The organism is Gallibacterium sp. ZY190522, from assembly GCF_054166015.1.
On record NZ_CM135118.1, the window covers coordinates 508,887 to 528,833 of the forward strand.

At 36.7% G+C, this 19,947-nt stretch carries 30 protein-coding genes; 7 read left to right on the forward strand and 23 right to left on the reverse strand.

The features are described from left to right. The first annotated feature begins 26 nt into the window (after positions 1 to 26). The 5 genes from ACXPAV_RS02335 to ACXPAV_RS02355 all read left to right on the forward strand — a co-directional run bounded on the left by ACXPAV_RS02335 (position 27) and on the right by ACXPAV_RS02355 (position 4,048). Positions 27 to 1,142: a hypothetical protein gene (locus tag ACXPAV_RS02335; protein WP_458003894.1), complete on the forward strand. Its 1,116-nt coding sequence runs from the start codon at positions 27 to 29 to the stop codon at positions 1,140 to 1,142. A 195-nt stretch (positions 1,143 to 1,337) separates the two neighbouring features. Continuing rightward, entirely contained in the window at positions 1,338 to 1,712 is a 375-nt protein-coding gene (locus ACXPAV_RS02340; RefSeq protein WP_458003895.1) for a PH domain-containing protein, read from the forward strand. Positions 1,713 to 1,765: 53 nt separating this feature from the next. Then, positions 1,766 to 2,668 (forward strand): Abi-alpha family protein, encoded by a 903-nt coding sequence (locus ACXPAV_RS02345; protein WP_458003896.1) that lies wholly within the window; start codon positions 1,766 to 1,768, stop codon positions 2,666 to 2,668. Continuing rightward, positions 2,665 to 3,093: a hypothetical protein gene (locus tag ACXPAV_RS02350; RefSeq protein WP_458003897.1), complete on the forward strand. Its 429-nt coding sequence runs from the start codon at positions 2,665 to 2,667 to the stop codon at positions 3,091 to 3,093. The genes ACXPAV_RS02345 and ACXPAV_RS02350 overlap by 4 nt, the downstream gene beginning before the upstream one ends. A gap of 73 nt (positions 3,094 to 3,166) precedes the next feature. Next, a complete protein-coding gene (locus ACXPAV_RS02355; protein WP_458003898.1) occupies positions 3,167 to 4,048 on the forward strand; it encodes a hypothetical protein in 882 nt (293 codons plus the stop codon). 365 nt (positions 4,049 to 4,413) lie between these two features. On the opposite strand, the gene ACXPAV_RS02360 is transcribed toward ACXPAV_RS02355, so the two are convergent. The 8 genes from ACXPAV_RS02360 to ACXPAV_RS02395 form a co-directional block, all read right to left on the reverse strand. Further along, entirely contained in the window at positions 4,414 to 5,553 is a 1,140-nt protein-coding gene (locus ACXPAV_RS02360; RefSeq protein ID WP_458003899.1) for a phage late control D family protein, read from the reverse strand. Next, positions 5,550 to 5,987, reverse strand: coding sequence for a phage tail protein (locus ACXPAV_RS02365; protein ID WP_458003900.1), 438 nt, complete (start codon positions 5,985 to 5,987; stop codon positions 5,550 to 5,552). Before ACXPAV_RS02365 ends, ACXPAV_RS02360 begins: the two co-directional genes overlap by 4 nt. Before the next feature lie 2 nt (positions 5,988 to 5,989). Further along, positions 5,990 to 6,457, reverse strand: a complete 468-nt coding sequence (locus tag ACXPAV_RS02370) for a hypothetical protein (RefSeq protein WP_458003901.1) — start codon at positions 6,455 to 6,457, stop codon at positions 5,990 to 5,992. Next, complete coding sequence (locus ACXPAV_RS02375; RefSeq protein ID WP_458003902.1) at positions 6,444 to 7,034, reverse strand: DUF4376 domain-containing protein; 591 nt, start codon at positions 7,032 to 7,034, stop codon at positions 6,444 to 6,446. The genes ACXPAV_RS02370 and ACXPAV_RS02375 overlap by 14 nt, the downstream gene beginning before the upstream one ends. Beyond that, complete coding sequence (locus ACXPAV_RS02380; RefSeq protein WP_458003903.1) at positions 7,031 to 7,168, reverse strand: GpE family phage tail protein; 138 nt, start codon at positions 7,166 to 7,168, stop codon at positions 7,031 to 7,033. The genes ACXPAV_RS02375 and ACXPAV_RS02380 overlap by 4 nt, the downstream gene beginning before the upstream one ends. Positions 7,169 to 7,173: 5 nt before the next feature. Beyond that, positions 7,174 to 7,473, reverse strand: a complete 300-nt coding sequence (locus ACXPAV_RS02385; RefSeq protein ID WP_458003904.1) for a phage tail assembly protein — start codon at positions 7,471 to 7,473, stop codon at positions 7,174 to 7,176. 61 nt (positions 7,474 to 7,534) lie between these two features. Then, positions 7,535 to 8,041 (reverse strand): phage major tail tube protein, encoded by a 507-nt coding sequence (locus ACXPAV_RS02390; protein WP_458003905.1) that lies wholly within the window; start codon positions 8,039 to 8,041, stop codon positions 7,535 to 7,537. Between the two features lie 11 nt (positions 8,042 to 8,052). After that, positions 8,053 to 9,252 carry a phage tail sheath protein gene (locus ACXPAV_RS02395; RefSeq protein WP_458003906.1) on the reverse strand — a complete coding sequence of 400 codons (1,200 nt, stop codon included), beginning with the start codon at positions 9,250 to 9,252 and terminating at the stop codon, positions 8,053 to 8,055. A gap of 154 nt (positions 9,253 to 9,406) precedes the next feature. On the opposite strand from ACXPAV_RS02395, the gene ACXPAV_RS02400 reads away from it, so the two are divergent. Then, positions 9,407 to 9,718, forward strand: coding sequence for a hypothetical protein (locus ACXPAV_RS02400; RefSeq protein WP_458003907.1), 312 nt, complete (start codon positions 9,407 to 9,409; stop codon positions 9,716 to 9,718). Positions 9,719 to 9,725: 7 nt separating this feature from the next. Here the strand turns inward: ACXPAV_RS02400 and ACXPAV_RS02405 are convergent, their stop codons facing one another. The 8 genes from ACXPAV_RS02405 to ACXPAV_RS02440 all read right to left on the reverse strand — a co-directional run bounded on the left by ACXPAV_RS02405 (position 9,726) and on the right by ACXPAV_RS02440 (position 17,205). Beyond that, positions 9,726 to 11,231 (reverse strand): phage tail protein, encoded by a 1,506-nt coding sequence (locus ACXPAV_RS02405; protein ID WP_458003908.1) that lies wholly within the window; start codon positions 11,229 to 11,231, stop codon positions 9,726 to 9,728. Positions 11,232 to 11,234: 3 nt separating this feature from the next. Further along, positions 11,235 to 11,771: a phage tail protein I gene (locus ACXPAV_RS02410; RefSeq protein ID WP_458003909.1), complete on the reverse strand. Its 537-nt coding sequence runs from the start codon at positions 11,769 to 11,771 to the stop codon at positions 11,235 to 11,237. Continuing rightward, complete coding sequence (locus tag ACXPAV_RS02415; RefSeq protein WP_458003910.1) at positions 11,764 to 12,678, reverse strand: baseplate assembly protein; 915 nt, start codon at positions 12,676 to 12,678, stop codon at positions 11,764 to 11,766. The genes ACXPAV_RS02410 and ACXPAV_RS02415 overlap by 8 nt, the downstream gene beginning before the upstream one ends. After that, entirely contained in the window at positions 12,675 to 13,007 is a 333-nt protein-coding gene (locus tag ACXPAV_RS02420) for a GPW/gp25 family protein (protein ID WP_382372441.1), read from the reverse strand. Before ACXPAV_RS02420 ends, ACXPAV_RS02415 begins: the two co-directional genes overlap by 4 nt. Continuing rightward, a complete protein-coding gene (locus ACXPAV_RS02425) occupies positions 13,007 to 13,546 on the reverse strand; it encodes a phage baseplate assembly protein V (protein WP_458003911.1) in 540 nt (179 codons plus the stop codon). Before ACXPAV_RS02425 ends, ACXPAV_RS02420 begins: the two co-directional genes overlap by 1 nt. Positions 13,547 to 13,655: 109 nt before the next feature. Next, positions 13,656 to 13,982 carry a HigA family addiction module antitoxin gene (locus ACXPAV_RS02430; protein ID WP_458003912.1) on the reverse strand — a complete coding sequence of 109 codons (327 nt, stop codon included), beginning with the start codon at positions 13,980 to 13,982 and terminating at the stop codon, positions 13,656 to 13,658. Between the two features lie 9 nt (positions 13,983 to 13,991). Then, complete coding sequence (locus tag ACXPAV_RS02435; RefSeq protein ID WP_458003913.1) at positions 13,992 to 14,270, reverse strand: type II toxin-antitoxin system RelE/ParE family toxin; 279 nt, start codon at positions 14,268 to 14,270, stop codon at positions 13,992 to 13,994. A 64-nt stretch (positions 14,271 to 14,334) separates the two neighbouring features. Beyond that, complete coding sequence (locus ACXPAV_RS02440; protein WP_458003914.1) at positions 14,335 to 17,205, reverse strand: phage tail tape measure protein; 2,871 nt, start codon at positions 17,203 to 17,205, stop codon at positions 14,335 to 14,337. A 73-nt stretch (positions 17,206 to 17,278) separates the two neighbouring features. On the opposite strand from ACXPAV_RS02440, the gene ACXPAV_RS02445 reads away from it, so the two are divergent. Beyond that, positions 17,279 to 17,665 (forward strand): hypothetical protein, encoded by a 387-nt coding sequence (locus ACXPAV_RS02445; protein ID WP_039173889.1) that lies wholly within the window; start codon positions 17,279 to 17,281, stop codon positions 17,663 to 17,665. Here the strand turns inward: ACXPAV_RS02445 and ACXPAV_RS02450 are convergent. The 7 genes from ACXPAV_RS02450 to ACXPAV_RS02480 are packed head-to-tail and all read right to left on the reverse strand — an operon-like array spanning position 17,654 to position 19,947. After that, positions 17,654 to 18,103, reverse strand: a complete 450-nt coding sequence (locus ACXPAV_RS02450) for a phage virion morphogenesis protein (RefSeq protein ID WP_458003915.1) — start codon at positions 18,101 to 18,103, stop codon at positions 17,654 to 17,656. The two genes, ACXPAV_RS02445 and ACXPAV_RS02450, sit on opposite strands and share 12 nt — an antisense overlap. Beyond that, positions 18,096 to 18,575 (reverse strand): phage tail protein, encoded by a 480-nt coding sequence (locus ACXPAV_RS02455; protein ID WP_458003916.1) that lies wholly within the window; start codon positions 18,573 to 18,575, stop codon positions 18,096 to 18,098. Before ACXPAV_RS02455 ends, ACXPAV_RS02450 begins: the two co-directional genes overlap by 8 nt. After that, complete coding sequence (locus ACXPAV_RS02460; RefSeq protein ID WP_039173884.1) at positions 18,572 to 18,784, reverse strand: TraR/DksA C4-type zinc finger protein; 213 nt, start codon at positions 18,782 to 18,784, stop codon at positions 18,572 to 18,574. The genes ACXPAV_RS02455 and ACXPAV_RS02460 overlap by 4 nt, the downstream gene beginning before the upstream one ends. After that, a complete protein-coding gene (gene lysC, locus ACXPAV_RS02465) occupies positions 18,771 to 19,022 on the reverse strand; it encodes an Rz1-like lysis system protein LysC (RefSeq protein ID WP_458003917.1) in 252 nt (83 codons plus the stop codon). Before lysC ends, ACXPAV_RS02460 begins: the two co-directional genes overlap by 14 nt. Continuing rightward, positions 18,940 to 19,275, reverse strand: coding sequence for a hypothetical protein (locus ACXPAV_RS02470; RefSeq protein WP_458003918.1), 336 nt, complete (start codon positions 19,273 to 19,275; stop codon positions 18,940 to 18,942). The genes lysC and ACXPAV_RS02470 overlap by 83 nt, the downstream gene beginning before the upstream one ends. Beyond that, positions 19,263 to 19,775, reverse strand: coding sequence for a lysozyme (locus tag ACXPAV_RS02475; protein WP_458003919.1), 513 nt, complete (start codon positions 19,773 to 19,775; stop codon positions 19,263 to 19,265). The genes ACXPAV_RS02470 and ACXPAV_RS02475 overlap by 13 nt, the downstream gene beginning before the upstream one ends. Further along, the gene (locus ACXPAV_RS02480; RefSeq protein ID WP_458003920.1) at positions 19,756 to 19,947 is read right to left on the reverse strand and encodes a phage holin; all 192 of its coding nucleotides are present in this window, start codon (positions 19,945 to 19,947) and stop codon (positions 19,756 to 19,758) included. Before ACXPAV_RS02480 ends, ACXPAV_RS02475 begins: the two co-directional genes overlap by 20 nt.

Genomic DNA, 19,947 nt, shown 5'->3' on the forward strand with positions numbered 1-19,947 from the left:
TAAGTAAGAGGATAAGAGCGGGAATTATGGAACTTGTAACAGATGATGTTTTTATTATTAACAGTGAAGATTCTTTCAGACACTATATTTACAAGGTAATAAGTGAATGTGATTTGACACAAGATAATTTTATTTTCCCTGCAGCGAAATTTGAAAATTGGCCTATTTTGCATTTTAATGTGAAAGGAGGAGAAAAGTATAAATCAACAGTAACCTCTTACTTAATTGAGGGATTGAAAGATTTTACTGACGAAATTTTTCGTGCTATTTGTCTGGTAAAATACGGAAAAGCTGATTTACGTTATTTAAAAGAAAAAGACCGAGAAGAATTTGATCTCGTGATAAAAATTGCAGAAGGCTCTTCCGATGGCGAGGGATCTGCAGAGAAAATTGCCAATGGTTTTTTTACGAATATGAACGACACATTAAAGAGTATGAGTGGTTGGAAACAGCTGTTTGCGTTAATTTCCTATGTAACTATTTTAGGAGGTACGGCTTGTTTTATTGGATATCAGTATTTTCAAGCTCAATCAGAGGAAACGAAAGCACAGATAAAAATTGCTGAAACGCTTTCTAATAACGCAAAAGAAATGCTAGACAGCCAAGCTAAATCTTTTGTTGAAATGAATAAACAACAACAGGAAACAATTCAAACCCTTATTGCAGAAAAAGCCAATGAGAACAAAACGCATTTTAGTGAGGAATTAGAAAAGCATGGTGAGCTTGCTTCTGAAAATTTTATGAAACAAATTGCTAAAGATCCAGCTGTAACTGAAGCAACTGTACAAGCCATCACTGCAAAAGGTAGAGAGCTTGAGTTATATAAAAAACGAACTCTTGCAGAAAAATCTATTAACAATAAAGCTGATGATTTTTATATTAAAGGATTAGAAAGAATTGGTACATTAGGGGATACTTTAAGTGTTACAGCACAACGTACTGATGGCATTACGTTTACATTAAAAACGAAAGTTGAAAAGCTAAAAGAAATTGAGAAGAATATCCTCACAAATGCTCTTGTTGAATCTGATGAGAAACGTCAACCTATCCGTTTATCATATAAAGAAACATTGCATGATGGAAAGAAATCAGGTACAGGCGAGTTGATATCTGTGGCCTATAAAGAGATACAGGGTGACTGACATTATACTTAATAACAGCACAGTTGAGATATAGTTATGAGCTGTGCTAGTTATTCAAGCGGAAGGGCTAAAAAAAGAGCCTGTCAAAATTTGTTGTGTGAAAAAAGTGTTTGCTCAATATTTTTAAAATAGTGGCTATTTGCCGCTATTTTTTTATATTAATTAGAAAATTGTTTTAATAGGAGAAAAATATAAATGACCACAGAATTAAAACCTATGCTGTCATGGATCTTTAACGAAGAAATTGCTATTCCTGAAGATGTTCAAGAGTTATTAGTCGAAGGAGAAGTAGCGGTAAAAGCATATAAAACAATCCGTGATAGTGCAATTTTTACTAATAAACGATTGATTGTGAGAGATGCTCAAGGATTGAGAGGTAAGAAAGTCGAAATTTATTCTTTGCCTTATGTCAATATAAATATGTGGTCTACTGAAAATGCAGGTGGTTTTCTTGATTTTACGGCTGAAGTTGAACTTTGGACAAGAGCAGGACACATTAAAATTCAGTTATCAAAAGGTATTGATGTCAGACAGTTTGATAAGTTGATTGCTGATTGTGTATTGGGGTAATAAATAGTTTATTAAGAATAGATTCACTCACGATATTAAGTTTAGGAGATTTTATGGGAAATATAAAAGATATTTCGGATGTAATTAAACCTGAGTCAGTAGCTGAAATTGAACTTTTATTAAAGAGTAATAATTCTGATCTTAAAACAGCTGGCACTTTTGCAGCAGATAGCAAGAAAAGATGGGAAAAATCAAAAAATGTTGCAATTAGAGTGTTAGATGTCAGTCTTACTCCTATTGATTTGTTAGTTTCTGGCTTTGAAGGAATAAAAGATATAATATTGGATAATATTTTATTACTTTCTTCTGAAAATCAAGAAATTTTAGTAGATAAAATTCAAAGAGTTGTTAATAAAAATATTGAAATAAGCGATCTCCCTACACTTTGTTCAGCTACTGAAAGACTAGTTTACACTCAGTACAATCCTGATTTAAAAGAAATGTTTGAAAATCTGATAGTGAACACTATAGATAAAAGTAAAAAAAGTACAACTCATCCCTCATTTGTCGAAATATTGAAACAGTTTAATTCAGATGATGCATATTATTTTAAAAATATTTTTCAAAAATATTTTTCTTTTATGGATAATATTGAAAATGATAAAGATAAAATTGAAATGTTGTTTTCTATAAGTAAATCTGAATTGTATTATCGGTATAAATGTTCTGAAAATGATATAACATCTGAAGATAAGTTAAAAGATAATACAATGTATATTGATGAAAAATTAGGGAATGAACATATTCCAGAGGAAGTATTAGACAATTGGGAACGTTTAGGATTGATTTCTGTAGAAAGAGAAATGGATAGTTTAACTGATGTAGGAGGGCAATGGATTGCGGATGTAATAAAAACATGGAGTGGCTTTAGAATAGTTAAATTGAAAAAATTTGGCTTTAATTTTGCTAAAGCTGTTAGTGTTTCTGATTATAGCTATGATAGGTATGAAAAATGAGAAAATATTTAATAAATTTATTTGATAATTATAAATTTTTATATGTTTTTAATATTATCTTTATAGATATTGATATTTTACTTAGCTTTAAAAATCTTAATGATTTGCTTGGTTTTATTGGTATTTTATTTTTTATTATTATTTTATCATTATTAGCTAATAAGAAATTTTTAGGTAAAGAAAGTTATATTCCTATTTTTGGATTTATAATCTATAGTCTTTTGTTTATGACTGTAATTTTTTCTATTAATCTGGATAACTTAATGTCGTATCTTAATAATGATTCTTTTATATTAAATTTATTAGAACGTATCCCAGATTTATATAGTTATATTTTCTTATTCTTTTATTTAAGTGTGCCTTTTTTTAGTCATATTCCTATTTTTTGTAAACTATTAAGAAAGAAAAAGATTCAAGTAAATTAGATAAAGACGGCGTGCCGTGTGAGAGTATTTGTCGTTAGTAAATAAAAATAGATAGCACTTAATGGATAGTATTTTGATTGATAACATTTTAGACAAAAATAAACAGATTATTAATGACAGTTCATTGTCTGACATTAATCAAACAATGAGTAGTATTAACAAGCAATTACATATACCGATCCTTGATGAAATAAATAGCTTAATACGTTTGTTAAATCGTATTAGTTTTCAATTATCACCATATATTTATCAATCAATAAAGTTTTTTAATGAAATAGAAAATAGACTATCCATCGCGATTAAGCGAAATAATAAAGAAATTAATCAATTCTTAAAAACAATTTCAGCCTTACAAATACAAGTAAAATTTGTAGAGGAAAAATCTGCTTTATATTTAGCAAAATTTATTTCCACATTAGCTTCTACATCCTATATATCAGACATAAATGTTAATACTGAAAAGAGCGAATATCTCACTCCAATCGAACAGGAAGCTGTCTTAGATATATTAAAAGGGAAAGAGGTTTCTTATTTATCGTGGGAGAGTTTAAAAAAAGTTTCGCAATATATATGGGCTGTTATAACGTTTCTTAGCGTAATTTGTTCTCTCACTGGCACTAATATATTACAACTGTTTGAGTCTGACTTATCAGAAGTTAGCCGTATAGAAAAATTAGAAATGTTGTGCGGTAAACTGCCAAAATTGGCAACATTACCTCAAGAAGTAAGGGAAACTCATTTATCTTCTGGAAGTTTATTAATGAGAAAATATGATAATAAAAAATCTGAAGTTTTATATCGTTTGGAAAATGGCGAGCGTTTTTGTGTTATTACTTCACCTAAAGAAAATGCACAATGGTTAAAAATAGCAGTAAAAAATGCTGATGGTGAAACCTTAACGGGCTATGTTATGCGTAAATACACAAAGAAAGTTTATGACACTTTTAATAATTGATTTCATAATAGCACTTATTTATTTTAAGTGGGATGTTATGAAAAAATTTTTGATTTCTGATTTAGTAGAAAAAATTGAATACTATCATTACTTATCATTGACTTATCAGCAATTACGTAATTTTTTATTAATTGTCATAACCATACTGAACATCTCTTATTCTTTCCCTGAACAGATATTTTCCTTATATTCTTTTGTTCTTTTTAGTTTACTAAGTATTGTTGTTTTTTTCTGTTATTTAGAAAAAAGGACTGAAAAGAAGCTAACTATATTGATGGAATTTCTTAAAAAGAATAGTAATTAATCTACTTGAGATCAAAAATCAATGATCAAAACTAGTTTTAAATATTAAAAACCAGTTTTGATCATTCAGCTTTTGGATTTAACTCAAACTCCACATTACTAGTATACCCACTATCACTAAGATTGTGTGTAACTTGAGTAACAATCCATTTACTACTATCAATTTGTCCCTTAAAGCCAGCTAAAACCGCTGGCATCTCAGGGATTAATTCAGGTCTGCCGTAAGCAAGCGTTAGCGAAAAACTGGCAACACCTCGCTTCATTTTATCAAACGCTGCCTTAGCGCTATTGATCGCACGCTTTTCTGAATCATAAGTATGGCGTAGCGTTTTCATTTGATTAGCATCGCTTTCAACTGGCTGATGCTGAACTAATACTTTTTGTTTGTTCTTACTGACTTTCCCCGTTTTAGTGATAATGTTTTTGCGTTGAATTTCGGAGTGCTTATCAATAATAACTTCGCCTTTTTCCCCTGTATTTGTATTGTAATAATAAGCACGCACTGCACTATAATTATCGCCCTCGGCAATATTAAACCGATAACTATCGCCCGATTGTTTTGTAATCAATATTGATGGCAACGGCTTACCGTTAGCGGTTTTCATTTCGCCAGCATAGAAGAACATTAGATAACCGTTTTTCACCGTGGCGATAGCGTCATATTCTTTCGCAAGTCGCGTGAGTAAATTAATCGTACTTTCGTTTTGCTGATCTAAGTGTTCGATAGTTTGCTCGCCAAGTTCTTTGTCGCAGAGTGGTTTTAATTTATTTTCTGCAGCAAGCTGTGCCACTAAATCTTTAATTTTAATCTGATGAAAAGAGCGCTCTTGCTTGGTGGTGAGTGAGCCGAATAGATCTGCCGACCTTGCTCGCAAAACAAGCGTATCAGGTGGACCACTAAACTCAATCTCGTCAACTTTATAACTACCTTTATCGACTAAGCCTGTATCTTTAAAACCAATCGCTAAATTAATGGTCGCACCACGGCTAGGCAATACCAGCTCACTATCGTGATCGCTTAATGTAATATCAAGCTGATCTGCCTCAAAGCCGCGATTGTCGGTAAGTGTGAGCGAGATTAAACGCTCGCTGACAATGTGCGTAATATCTTTCTGCGTTTTGTCGTCTTTTGACGTAACAACAACCCTAAAAATAGGTTTGCGGTGATTACTATTAAAAAGATCACTAATAATATCAATCATAAGTAATCCATTACTTTTTGCACGAGCTTAACAGACATAGGATCATCTGTACGCTTTAATGTCATACTAAAATCAATTAATCGTGGTGCGCCGTCCCCGAATAACTCTGTCCGCTCTTCGCTAATTTTTTCAATTACAAAATAACCCATTAATGCAAATGTCGCACCATCAATTAATGGGTAAGCGTCGCCCAAATCCGCCATTAATTCTAATAATTTAATACTGACCCGACCGCCAGTAACTTCGGGCGCTAACCGTCCGCTAATGGTGATGGTTTCGCTTTCTTTGCCGATAAACTGTGTTTTTGGCATTAAGCCAATAACGCTATTTGTTGGATGCCGCCAAGATGATTCACGGCTTAATGATTGAAATGGGATTGTTCGCTGCATAAAAACGAACAATCCAAGTGAGGCAAGTGCGAAATTTTGAAACATTACTATAAATCTTCCGCCATACGTTTACAAACAATATATAAATCATTAGGCGAGAATCGCCAGCTTTGATGAAAACCTAGTGCTGCCGCACAAAACTCTGAACAAAACCATTTATTATCGGATTGTCGCCATTTTAAGACAACGCCAATTGCACCAAGCCAGTCGTAGCCTTGACCTTTTATTCCGTTATAAAAATAATCTAAGTAACGTTTATCCAAATCAATCGGCACCAAATCCCATTTTTCTAAGTCAAGCGCCATACGTTTATATCTTACGCCGCCGTCACGCACCGAAGCAGAAAAACAGTGGTAATCACCTTCTTTTGTGCGATACACAATTTCACAATGCGAATACTTACCTTTCGTTGTTTTACGCGTTAACCAATCGCAAAACCTCGCCCAGATAGCGGATAAGGATTTTCCCGTTTTTTGCCCTTTGTAAAAAGCGATATAGATATTATTCTGCTGCATAAATCTCGATCCAACCTGTTGAGTAATCATAATTTTCGGGTTCATTGCTCGCTAACATTGCAAGCCTGTGCTTTTCTGCATTGTCAAAATTTGCTTGTTCCATCTGTAAAATCGTGACGGATAACGTATCTAATAACGCTTTGTCCATTTCAATAAACGTTCCGTCCATTGTTTTCCAATTTAGCGCTTCAAAAACGGGTAACGTTCGCATAAATGTGTACTGTTGCCGACTTGGCTCGTCCGTATGAAACCATTTATCAACGCTAGCAACATAAACGCCGCTATGCGTTCTTTTGTAACGTTCAGCTTTAATCCTTTCCCAAACCACTTTTTGTCGCTGTTCAATCGGAATAATGACCGGAGGCGCATCAACCACTTGCCCATCAATATATAATTTATTCTGATTAACAAGTTGCTGTTGCAATGTGCCATCATCTTCAAGATACAGATAGTTTGGGTATTGTTCCCGAGCCAGTTGTTTAGCTTTATCATAAGTTGGTACAGTGACCCCAATTACATATGATGTCTCGCGTTTTCCAGTTTCTGGATTAATAATAATTAAATAATCGTTTCTCATTCTGATTGACTACGCTCGATTGCTTTTTCACGCCATGACATTAATTCATCTAAATACATTTCATCAAATGCAGTCGGTTGCCAGTGAAAGACCGTCGCAATATCTGCAATCGCGTCATCAACGGTCTGTGGCACTAAAATCACGCCGTTTCGAGTTGATCCGGTTTGATAAAAAAAGTGATAACGCTTGTTGCTAATTCGGTAAAATCAACAATATCAAGCGATTTAATTTCCACTTCTGTTAACGCTGGCGAGGTAACGCGAGGTAATAACTTCGTAATTGCGTCAACATCAACATTCAGCACATCGACCAGTTTTAACCCTTTCAATGCAAACACATTTGGTTTATTAATCACAATGTCTGTAATTGTGTTTTCGCCACGTTTGATCCCTGTTGTTAAAGTTACTGTTTTTTGATTTTCTGATTTTACTTTTGTCATACTGTTATCCTTGAATAGTTAGAATAAAAGCCCCTTTACGGGGCATAGGGTGGTGTAAAAATTAGATTCCGATTGCCGCTCTGTGGTCGGCGAGTTTATCGTCACCATCAACAACATAGATCATGTTCAGCATATCGATTTCAACGACATCACGGCTATTTTCAACTAGCTTGTAATAAGTTAATGACGCTTTAAAGGTTTGTTCCGTATCATCGCCAACCTTGCTATTGCCTGGATCAATTTCAGTAAAACGCCCGTGCATTACAATTTCAATCGGCGTTACCTCGCCGCTATCATCCTGCTGATATGCACCAGTAAAACGTAATTGCACGTCTGAAATATTTTTGCCAAATTGGCGGAATAGTTCGGTCATATAACCGCCCATCTTGATTTCTGCTTCTAGCTTTTCTAAACCAAGATCAATGTCAACTGCACCAATCATTCCGCCAGAACGATATTCTTCAGATTTAATTGCCAGCTTAGGTTGCGTAACTTCGGTAACTTGTCCTCGATAGTTGTTTCCATCGATAAACATATTCATATATTTTAGTTTTCTTGGCATTGCCATGTGTTACGCTCCTATGAGTTTACTCGACTAACAAAATCAACAAGATAAGAATCGGTAAAGCGTTGATTGAATTGCAACTGTTCTAGTGGCGGTACAGGTGTATAGTCATAATCAATAATTAACTTACCGTCTGATAGATTTTCTTTCGAATTTAGATCTGCAGTAATCCAAGCATTACCGCCCATCAACATGCCTTTATTTGTAAGATCACGCCATTTTGCATTGATACCCTCGATAATATCTTTAACGAGTGTTACTGACATATCCTTATCCATTGCCCAGTCAAAGGATTGTGCAATTGTATCTTTCAGCACTTGTGCGGTGCGGGTGTAAACTTCAAACTTGAATTTAGGCTCATCGGAACAGGTGCGTAATCCCCAGAAGCGGAATCCGTTGTGGTTAACGCAACAGGTGATCCCTTTTTCATTCAAGAAATTCACGTCTGTTGAACTGTCGTTAATGTCGAAATAAATTTCTTTTGTAACGCCCGATACGCCGTTGATGGATTTGTTAGAAATAGAGGTATGCCAACCTTGTTCTTTATCTAACGAGGCGCGCACTGCTGCCGCGCGTACGACTGCATAATCCACTTCATTTTTTAAAGTGATTGGATTAAAAGAAATAAAATCGCCGAAAATTAACATCACTTCACGTTGTGCGAAGTTTTTGCGATAAGTGATAACGTCTTCTTTGGTGTTACAGCCGTAACAAGAGAGATAAGCAAATGCGTTCATTTTTGTCGCTAATGCTGCCAATTCAACCGCAACTTCTTTGGTGTCGTGTTTCGGCACGCACAAAATACGAGGTTTAATGCCGTATTTAACTGATGCGGTGAGCAAGGCTTTCATACCTGTATAATTGCCTGTTGCGTCAGTGGTGCCGATAATATTCGCGTTCATTTCTGACGTATATTCTTCTGATTCTGTTGATTCATCGTGTGTTGATTCTGGCACACGCACAACAATCACTTTACAGTTAACAATATCGGCAATGCCATCTAATGATCTTGCTAGCGTTCCTTTTGTGCCGGCTTTTGCAATATAGGCTTGCGGGTTGGTAAGTAATACAGCTTTATTTAGCGGAAAAGTATCATCGTCAGCATCTGATGCAGTGGCGACTAGCCCAATAATGGCAGTAGATACCATCTGAATTGAGCGAACGCCCTCGGTAATCTCGTTGACTCTGACCCCGTGTAGGTATTCTTCGGACATAGCAAATCCCTGTTTGTTGTTGATAATGAAGAGATATTGCTATTGTGATCGTCAGCTAATTTATATGCTATTTAATAAATTTGTGAAATTACTTATCACATTACAGAGCTTGTAAGTTAGCTTGTAAGTTAGACACTAAAAAAAATAGGAGAAAATGATGAGATTACCTAATGGCTACGGAAGTGTAATAAAATTAAGTGGCAACAGACGCAGACCTTATATTGCGAGAAAAACTGTTGGTTACGATGAAAATAAACGCCAGCTATACCACATAATAGGCTACTATGCTACAAAAGACGAAGCATTAACAGCATTAGCTAACTATAATCAACAAGATAAACCAGAACCCAGCATAACACTGGCGAAAGTCTATCAGCTTTGGTATCCAATCCACGCCAGACAAGTGTCAAAATCAACGGCAGAAAGCTATCTACCGATAAATTATAGGGCGTGGGGTATCGCATAGCCAAAGGCTATCCAATACCAACGCATAAATAACGCTGTAAATCACCTGAACTGCTTGACAAAAAACATACTTCAGTGGTGTTATTTGCTTTAGCCACACTCCAGCCGTAAGCCCACAAAGGTGCTTTTGTTTGACTTCCGTGTTCCGCTTGATAATTTATTGCCTCTAACATTAGTTTTACAGCAATTGGTATTTTTACGATTTTATATGTTTCGTTTAATAACAGTTCATAACGTCCCCCTTGGATAATTAGCCCTCCAAATAATTCTCCCAGACTTATCCACCAGGCGTTTGGATTTGTAAAATCATATCTAATACCAAGCGGGTTATTTCCATTTTGTCCCCATGAGTTTACTATATTTTTAAAACCAGCCACATTACCTGTGAACAACGTATTAATGACATTGATCACTTGCGATAATGACTGACTTTTATTTGATGCCATTAAAATATCGTTAACTGTTAATCGCCCACTAAGAGTTTGATCTCCTGTAGTGTTTAGTTTTGAATTGTCTTTATTACCTTTAATAGTTAATACACCTGAGGCATCACTATAAACCTCAGCCAATCCTGTCCCAGTTACACGTGTTGATGATCCTACTGCGTTTGCAGATTTTCCTCTCGTCTCGACAACATTGAGATAAGTATTGCTGTTAGATGTCGCAACGTTAGATATACCAGCTTCAGATGTACTAGTAACAAGCCCGACAGTTAAATTATCTGCAGTATTAATAGATAAATTACCAGAGCCGTCAAAAGATCCTGACCCTGACACTGCTCCCGTCAACGAAATCGTACGTGCGGTTGCCAATTTGTTAGCGGCAACCGCCGTCGCAGTAGCACCTAATTTGCTATTTGCTGTATTTAATGCTTCAACACCTTTTTCATATGCTGTTTTAACACTCAATGCTGAACCAGCAAATTTACTTGATGCAAAGTTTATACTATCAGTAAGTTGTGTAATGCCGTATTGAGATGTTGTTGCTTTATCTATTGCGTGTGTATGACCTGTCATATCAAAAGCATTTGTTGTATTTCCAGTGATCCCTTTTGGTTTCACTTCAAGTCTAGTTGCATAAACAGTTGTGCCATCAACAGTTAATTCAACGTTATCTACTGATTGCACTTTCAAGATAAGTCTAATCAACAATGATTGACCGCTTCCGCTGGCTAAGATCGGTTTATATGTTTCAGGGTAGTTTCCGACCGCAATTAATTGATCTCTATCGTTATACACACCCAGCTCCCTTATGTACCATCCCCCAACATCTGGCGGTATATTTAGTTCAACAACTACATTTTGTGGATTTTTTGTATCTGCAGCGACAGATGTTACTGTGTTACGATATACTTCATTGACTAGCTTAGTTTGAGTTCTTTTCGGTACAACAATTACACCATTCCCATCTCCAATTGCGATTTTTTTTATTTTTATAGTACCAGCGTCAGATATTGCTTGTGCAATATCTAATTCACCTTGTGCGGTTAAAATAGAGTAATATTGTTTTTCCATATTTTAGTCTCGCGGATAGATTTCTGTTATTGTTCCTGATGTGATAGTACTTGCTACGTTTGTGTCGCAGATGTTTGTTAATGTGATAATGAGTTGACGTAGCGTGCGTGATACGGGTTTTGTGTTATCAATTAAGCGTAGTAATTCTTTATTTAGCTTTTCCGTTAATCCTGATGCGGGCACTTCAATCGATAATCTAAATGTTCCCTCTTGTGCTGCGGGAGTTTCTGCAAACCATTCCGTCAAATCAGTGATATAGCCAAACGGCTCAATCGCGCGCTTGATTGCTGAAATTGTTCCTTTGTATTTATGCGTTCTGAATGCATTACGAATTACTTCACGTTTCTTTTCTTGATTCCAACTTTCTTCCCAATAATCGACAGACAATGCCCATGCCAAGAAAGGGAGTAACGGTTCTGGGCATTTGTCTGCGTTCCACAAAATCGAATAGTCCACATTCAGATGCTCAGCTAATGCACAAATTTGAGCTGCTTTTTGTTCTAGCTGACTTGAGCCAACGGGTAACAGTGATTTAGTCATCTGATTCTGCGACCTCCAAATTGATGGACTCACAGTAACCAGCTTGGTCATGTGCTAGCACAATGTTTTGCGTTGGTTGTGTTACTTCTACGCGTTGTACGCCTTCAACGTGTAGTGCTGCATGGATTGCAGAGATATTAATATCTTTACCAAGCCGCAATTGGCGACTAACAAATTCATTAATTCTTTTTAATGCTTCGGCTTTAATCGGTTCGGCTTCTGGACCCTTATATGTGTATAACGTTGCTTGGATTTGATAGGTTTTAATTTGTGCGGATTGTACTGTTACACGGTCGGCAACAGGACGCACATTTTCATCATTTAATGCAGCGCGTACTTTATTTAAGAGATCTGCTTCTGCTGTCCCGTTGCCGTTATACGACAAAACGGAAACAGTCACATAACATGGCTGTGGCGAATAAACATCAACATCCGCAACACGTCCATCACTCGATAAAGTGTGATATTCATAGCTTGACTTTGCGCCAGCGGTACTAATCGAATCAAATGCTAATTGAGTGCGATAGCGTAACGCTTCATCACTTTCTAATATTTCAGGGATCGGTGGATTTGCAGTATTGTCTGCTTGCTGAATAACTAAACGTGCTACATTGTAATTAGCGGCGATAGCATCAAGATCTGCACCAGTTGCGTGTGCCAGTGATACAGCTAATGCACCATTATTAATACGTTGTCTAAGTAATAATTCTCGATAAGCATTTTCTTGTAATAGCTTAACGATTGGCTCGCTTTCTAACTGCAATCGTTGTAGCCAAAAATCTTTGTCTTCTTGCTTGTCGTATAATGCAATAAATGCTTGTTTTCTTGCTTCAAAGATCGCTTCAAAATTTAATGCTTCGACAAAATCTGGCTGCGGTATCTTTGATAAATCAATTAATGCACTCATAACGTTAAGCCTATTTTTTGATAGTTGATGTTTTGTTGATTACGTTTAAGTACACCGCTTAGATCTGCGACAATTTTTTGATCTTGCAGATAGACCTTAAATGCTTTTATGTCGATACGCGGCTCCCATTGCTTTATTGCAATAATGCAAGCCGCAGATATTTGCAGCATTAGCGCTTGACTTAACGGACGATCGATAAGTTGATAGAGATAACTCCCGTATTCGCGTCGTTGAATTCTTGATCCGACTGCGGTAATTAAAATATCGGTAACAGACTGTTTAATATGTGCTATTTCATCGGTGATTTGTGTGCCGTTACTTTTGTTCATTACTGCGGTTTCCCTGTTTTGCCACCGCTGTCGCCCGGGTGAATGTGCTTAACTAGACTAATGCCTGACGCGATTACATCGCCATCAACCGTCACAGTTCCGCTAATATGCACATTGCCAGTACAGTTGACTTGTGGGGTATCAGCAGTAATCGATTGACTTGCTTCAATCTGTGCCGTTGCAATACCACTCGCGGTTAAAGCGTGCGTTTTTTGGTTGTATTTGATGACGGCGTTATCAGCGAATTTGATAACGTGTTCATCAGGGCTATTGCTCGGTGATTGATTTTTTAAATAGATACCAGTAATAACCACGCCTGTATTGAGTTCGCCGCTTGGTGCAAGCAATAGGCATTGTTCGCCGATAGTCGGCGGCGACCAAGTGACGGTTGATCCCGTGCGCAAAGTCAAAAATGGCAACCAGTCACTAATGATTTGTCCTGATTGCACCCTTGCTCTTGCTTGTTGATAATCCACGGCGTGGATAACGCCAATCTTGATCAAGCTTTCAAGTCGGCGAATGATGTCTGCGATATTCATACCGCTATTATTGAGAGGATAAAGAGGGTTGGCGAGCTGATAAGATTGTGAGATTAGTTATCACAAAAAAGGAAAGTTGTTCACTTTCCTTTTTGGTTTGATTTGTCAATTATTGGGTAATGTATTGCGTTTGGTGGCTTGCTTGATTAAACGGTTTAATTTCAGCAAGCGCAATAGCAATTTTTTCTTCTGTGATTTGTGCATCGTAATGTGTTTGTAAGTTTAGCCAACTTTGTGCGTCTGTGCCAAAAAATGCAGCTAAACGCAATGCAGTATCAGCAGTAATACTACGTTTACCTTGCACAATTTCATTAATTCTACGCGGCGGCACATTAATAGCTTTAGCCAACGCGTATTGACTAATGTTTAGTGGGATTAGCCAATCTTCTAATAATATTTCACCTGGATGTACTAGTGGCACTTCACGATCTTTCATATTGCCTCCTCAATGATAATCCACAATCTCAACGTTAGCAGCGTGTCCATTTTGCCAGACAAAGCAGATACGCCATTGATCGTTAATCCTGATACTATACTGACCGACTCTATCGCCTTTTAATGCCTCTAAATGATTAGCAGGTGGAATCCGTAAAAAAGCTAAGTCTGTCGCCGCATTAAGTTGTTGTAATTTTCTCATTGCAACACGTTCAAAACTGATAAATTTCTTTATCCTTTTGCCATTAAAAAATTGTTCTGTTTCTTTGCAGCGAAAACTTAATATCATTATTAACGTTCCTCGTTATTGGTTGTTATAATAATAACGTTATTCGTTATTAAATGCAATGCTTTTAATCTCTATCGGACAATAAACTACGATTTTTTACTTGTTGTTGTCGTTGTATAGACTCAATTTCTTTTCTTACCGCTGTCGCGATTGCTTCTGGATTGCCGTTTTGCACATTGATATTTATTGAGATATTCATTGGCGTAGATTGCACTTGTGTTTGTCGCTGTTGTTGCACGGCAATAGGCGGTCTATTGTCAACGCTAACAGGTTGAGCAAAGGCGACACTACTCGCTAACCCTGCTGCAAGCATTCCCGCTTTGGCAGTTTTGGCTTGGTGTAGCGTGGATAAAAAGCCCGTACCTAGGCGAGATGTTGCCTCTTTTGTAAAGACAAATTCGCCACGGTGTACAATGCCTGCTGGATCGTATTTGCCACCGCTACCAGTATAACCGCCTGTGGCGTACAAGTCAGGATCGCTCATTGCCCCGACAACTCTTCTCGCTGTTCCTGTTTTTCCGTAGGCTGCGTCTAAGACTTCCTCTTTTGTTTTTTTTGCCTCTTGAGCTTTTTCATTTATCGATGGCGTGTTATCTACAATCCACTTGATAGCATTAATTACCCATTGCAATGGTTTTGTGGCAATATCTATCCCTTTTGCGATCCATTTGCCTAGTTTTTTTCCTGCTGCCGCTGCTTTATCGAGTTCAGCTGATGTCGATTTAGTTGGCGATAATAAATTACTGATATAGTTAAATGCTTTTTGTACCCAACCGACAAGCACCCCGAAGAGATCGCTTAGCGGTCTAAACGCCTCGATCACAGGTGCTAGTCCAGTCATTAAGCCACCAATAAATCCACCAAAAAAGGCTTTTACTTTGTCCCAGTTTTTGTAAATTAGTGTAGCACCAACAATTAGAGTGGTAATAAATAATCCAATTGGCGTCATTGCCAACAAACGTATTACAAGCAACAATCCCTTCAATATATTTATTACTGACAATGTTGCAAATTTTATATATGTTAATGGGTTTAATAGTTTAAACAGTGTAACACCTAAAAATTTTGCTCCTGTTAAAGCATTACGTCCTGCTTTATTCCAATTCAACCACGCACCAGCATTAGTAATACTGGCTTTATTAACATTTCCTATCACTTTAATTAGATCTTTAAATGATTCTATTTTTAAGCGATTAAGTCTTGTTATATTTGCAATTCCAAGCCCCATTCTAGCAAGAGGATAAAGCATAAAACTGGATGCAATACTTACAGCACCGATTACTGTTGCGGCACTCGCTAAAATAGCAACCCATCTAATAATTTTCGAGGTAAGTTCTGGATTTGCTTTGATCCATTCATTCACTGTTCTTAGCCAACCTGTTGCGGTTTGTGTAAGTTCTCGCAAGGCTTTTGATTGTCCGTCAAAAATAGTAATACCTAAGGCTTCACGAGCAGAATCAAGACCTTTTAAATCGCCCATTAAGTTATCAGACATAACATCTGCAACTTTTTGACTAGTATCTTGAGCTTCTTTTAGTTTTCTAAAAAACTCTTCAATATTTCCTTCGCCTGCTTGTTTGATTAATTCTGCTGCTGCGGTTGCGGCTTCTTCGCCAAAAATGTCTTTTAAAATGGCAATTTGATCTGCACTACCCATTTTTTTTGTTTTCTTGGCAATATCAGCTAAAATATCAGGTACTGCACGTAAATTTCCTTTTGCATCTTTTGTCTTAATACCTAATTTATTGAGTTGTTTTGTCGCTTCTTTAGTTGGTCCAGATAATCGGTTGAGCATAGCCCGTAACGCCGTCCCTGCTTGTGATCCTTTAATCCCTACATTACCAAGCAACCCCACCATTGCTGCCATACTTTCAAAACTTTGTCCTGTTTTAGTAGCAATAGGACCGACATATTTCATCGATTCTCCGAGCATTTCTAAGTTTACGTTGGAGATAGTAAAGGTAAGCGTTAGCACATCTGCAACATGCCCCATATCTTCGGCTTTTTTGCCAAAACCGCTTAAAATATCTGAGCTAATATCTGATACTCGCCCCATATCCATATCAGCCGCTTTTGTCATATTGAGGATGGCTGGCATTGATTGAGTGATTTGATCAGTGTTAAATCCTGCCATTGCTAAATAATTTTGTCCATTAGCGACATCGGTTGAGGTAAACGAGGTAGTTGCTCCTAGATTGATCGCTTGATCTCGCAATGCTTTTATTTTTGCTGCGTCTTCTGAATTGTTCTTATCTAAGCGAGTCAAAGCTTGTACTTTTGCAAAGGCTTGCTCAAATTCAACCGCTGGCTTTATCATTGCTGCACCAGTCCCCAGCACAGCGCCGCCCATTACCATTGAGCGTTGTCCAAATTCTTTTGTTTTATCACTCGTATTTTTTAAAGTTTCTACTTGTTTTTGATATTTTTGTTGTTGTGCTTGTACTTTATTTAATCTTTCTAGTGATTGTTTTTGTTTATCAATAGATTTAGTAACACTATCAATTTTAGTTTTTAGTTTTGTATCTTCTGCCGATAAATTTTTACTGCTTATACCAGCTTGCTGTAACGCTGTCCGCATTTCTTTTAATTTTGCGATTTGTTCAATATGTTTTACTTTCAGCTTTTGCACTGACTCTTGTGCCTTTTTATAGCTGTTTGTGAGTTTTGTTGTTGGGTTATCGCTATTTTTTAACTCTGTTTTTAGTTGCGATGCTTTTGTTTTCGCTTGATCAAATTGATTAGCCGTTTGAGAGAGTGTTTTCTCTAACTCGCGATAAGCACCAATAAGTTTTTGCTGTTTTTCTAATGTTTTTCGCTGTTCATATTGGTCTTTTAATGCTGTTGATAATGTATTACTAGCTTTTGCTGCACTTTTAAATGGTGCAGTAATTTTATCTACTGCACTTAATAAAATATTTAAATTGAGATTACTCATATTTTGCCCTTATTTTTATTGACATTAATGATTAATGCTATTAATAATGCTCTTAATAGAGGAGATAAAGTAAATGGCATTGTTATTAATACCGTTATTTCTAATAGGCTTTTTTGTTGCTTTACCGTTTGTTTTAATGGCTTTCGCATTTGATACATTTATTCAGTTATTACCAAGTTTAATTGCTGTTTATGTTATGTTTCTTGTTATGGGCTTTTTTGTATTGCCACTAAAACCAATAATGAATAAATATGCGAAGCAGTTAGATACCATAGGGAAAATTATTGGCTTGATTTTTTTCGGTCCTCTTGTTCTATTTTTATTAGGTACAATTCTTGCGTTGCCTTTTGTGCTAATTTATTCTTTATCTGATAATCCCATTCAATCTCTCGTGATGACTTTCGCAATAATCTTTGCTGTTATTTTGATTAATGTTATTTATTACAAATTACATCGATAGTTGATGAATAATTAACTCTTCCACTAATGCCTTATCCTGTTCAGTGAACCCTAATAATTCCCGTTTGGCGTATTGAGTTGAAATATTATGTTTTTCGTTTACTACACCTCGTTGCCCAAATTGATGCACGGCAGCAATATTTGCTGCAGAACCGCTAAAGCCAACCACAACTTGATTGGCGGTACTTTTGGCTTTTAAGTGACGCGCCATTTTTAACTTTACAAACATCTTTTGCCGTTTAATTCGCCCTTTCTTTTTTCTTAAATTTTTACGCGGAATAAAACTTGTGCCATCTGGGTTTTGTTGATTAGTAATACGTTGGCGTTGGGATTGTGTGATTTTCTGCCCGATATTTTTTGCGAGATGACGTCTAGCTTGCGGTGATAAATTAGCGATTAAAGCACTTAATTTATTGGTTAATTCATCAACGTTATCCATGATGCTCACCATCAGTCGAGGTAATAAATTCGTCTTTGATATAGAGTTCTAATCGCTCAAGCGTTTCGTTGGCTGCGATTGGCTCTGGTAGGTAAGTGATTTCAGTACCTTTTTCAGTTTGTTCGACTTTTACGCGTTCGGTTAATTTGATTTTAAGTGATAAATCTTGAGTAGTCTGGTTAATTAAATCTGTTTCAAAGGCAACTGTGTCTTGTCGTTTTGCTGGATTATCAAACAGTTCATTCTGGTTTTTGCGTAAGTAGGCAAGCAGTGGCACGATAATGATCGCCATATCCTTATCAAAATCGGTAATGATAATATTTAGGGTATATTGATATTCGTAGCTTAGTGATGTGGCATTTGTTGCGATAATATGCCCGTCATCAATAAAAATTTGTAGCCTATCTGGATTATTGCGTAAATATGGATAGGCTTTTTCAATTACTTCTCTTAATTGTGCTGGCTTTTTCATTTGCGATATTGCTTCTGTTGCTGTTCGTAAATAGTTTGACAGTCAATACAACGTGTTACGCCCTGTAACTTTCTTCTATTTTCTGGGATAGGTTCGTTACAATCGATACAGTGCGTTAAACTTTGCCTTACTGTTTTTTGTTGTCGTTGTTGCAAGTTGTAGTCACGTTCTAATTGCGCCAATTCGTTAGCTCTGTCAATTTGATCCATCTTTATTCTCTATACAGTCAATTAATGCTTGTTTTTCAATTTTGCAGATTTCAATCGTATTTAATGTGTCTGTTAATGTTGTTACTAAATCGCCATTGGTTTTAATTTGTATGTTTGGCGTTTGGCATTGATTGCTTTGTGGGCAAATAATGCGGTTAGTTGTTGGTTTTGTTTGTGTTGAGCAGGCGGCTAATGTCATCAGGCACAGGCTGATCACGCCAGCTTTTATTGTTTTCATGTTGTAACACCTCGTTAATTTTTTGCTTTTGTTTCGTTGCTTGTTGCTGTTGTTGTTCCAGTAATCCCAACAGGCGCTGTTGTGATTGTTTAAATTGATCAATTTGTTGTGTTGTTTGTTGTAATTGTTGAGTAAGGTCGCTGATTGTTTGATGTTGTCGCTTTGTTTTGTCGTACAGTGTGCTGCTTAATGTTGCTAACACTACACAAGCAAACAAAACGATGACCTCGATCACGATTGTTAGTTTAAGCATAATGTACGCTCCTTGTTTCGGCGCTGGATTAAGCCGTTGGATTTCTGCCCAGCAATATAGACCCAACGGGTAAACTGATCACACATGGCAGGCGTGTAGCCTTGGCGAGCCATCTTAAATAACGTTGAATTTTGTAATTTTGTGCAGCCAACGTTAAAAGTAATAGACGTTAAAGCATCGAATGCCCCCTGTGGCATCGCTTGTCCATTAGCGTAACGATTAACGCATTGTTCAGCGATTTTTATATCATTGACCCAGCGTTCTGCGATTTCTTGCAAGCTGAATTTACGTTGTTCTATTGCTTGTCCGCTTGCTTCGGTTGAGCCTATTCCAACGGTTAGTACGTCATTTGGGCATTGGTAAGGTTGTTGCACGCAGCCTTCCGCATTGCCGATTAGTGCTAATCCTTGATGTGACGTTCTGATTTCTGTCCCAAACTGGCTTAACACAAGCGCAATCACTGCCGTTACACTGCAATATTTAATGGCTTTCTTCATCATATTGTTGTTTCTTTAGTTTGAGTTTTAATTCTTCGTTTTTGAAATACCAATTAACTAAAAATGTGGCGATACCTAGTCCAATCCCAATGAGCGATGCCCATTCATTGATTGACAATCCGCTCAAAAATGAGAGGACTGCACCCCAATATGCATAAGTTGTTGAATCTTTCAT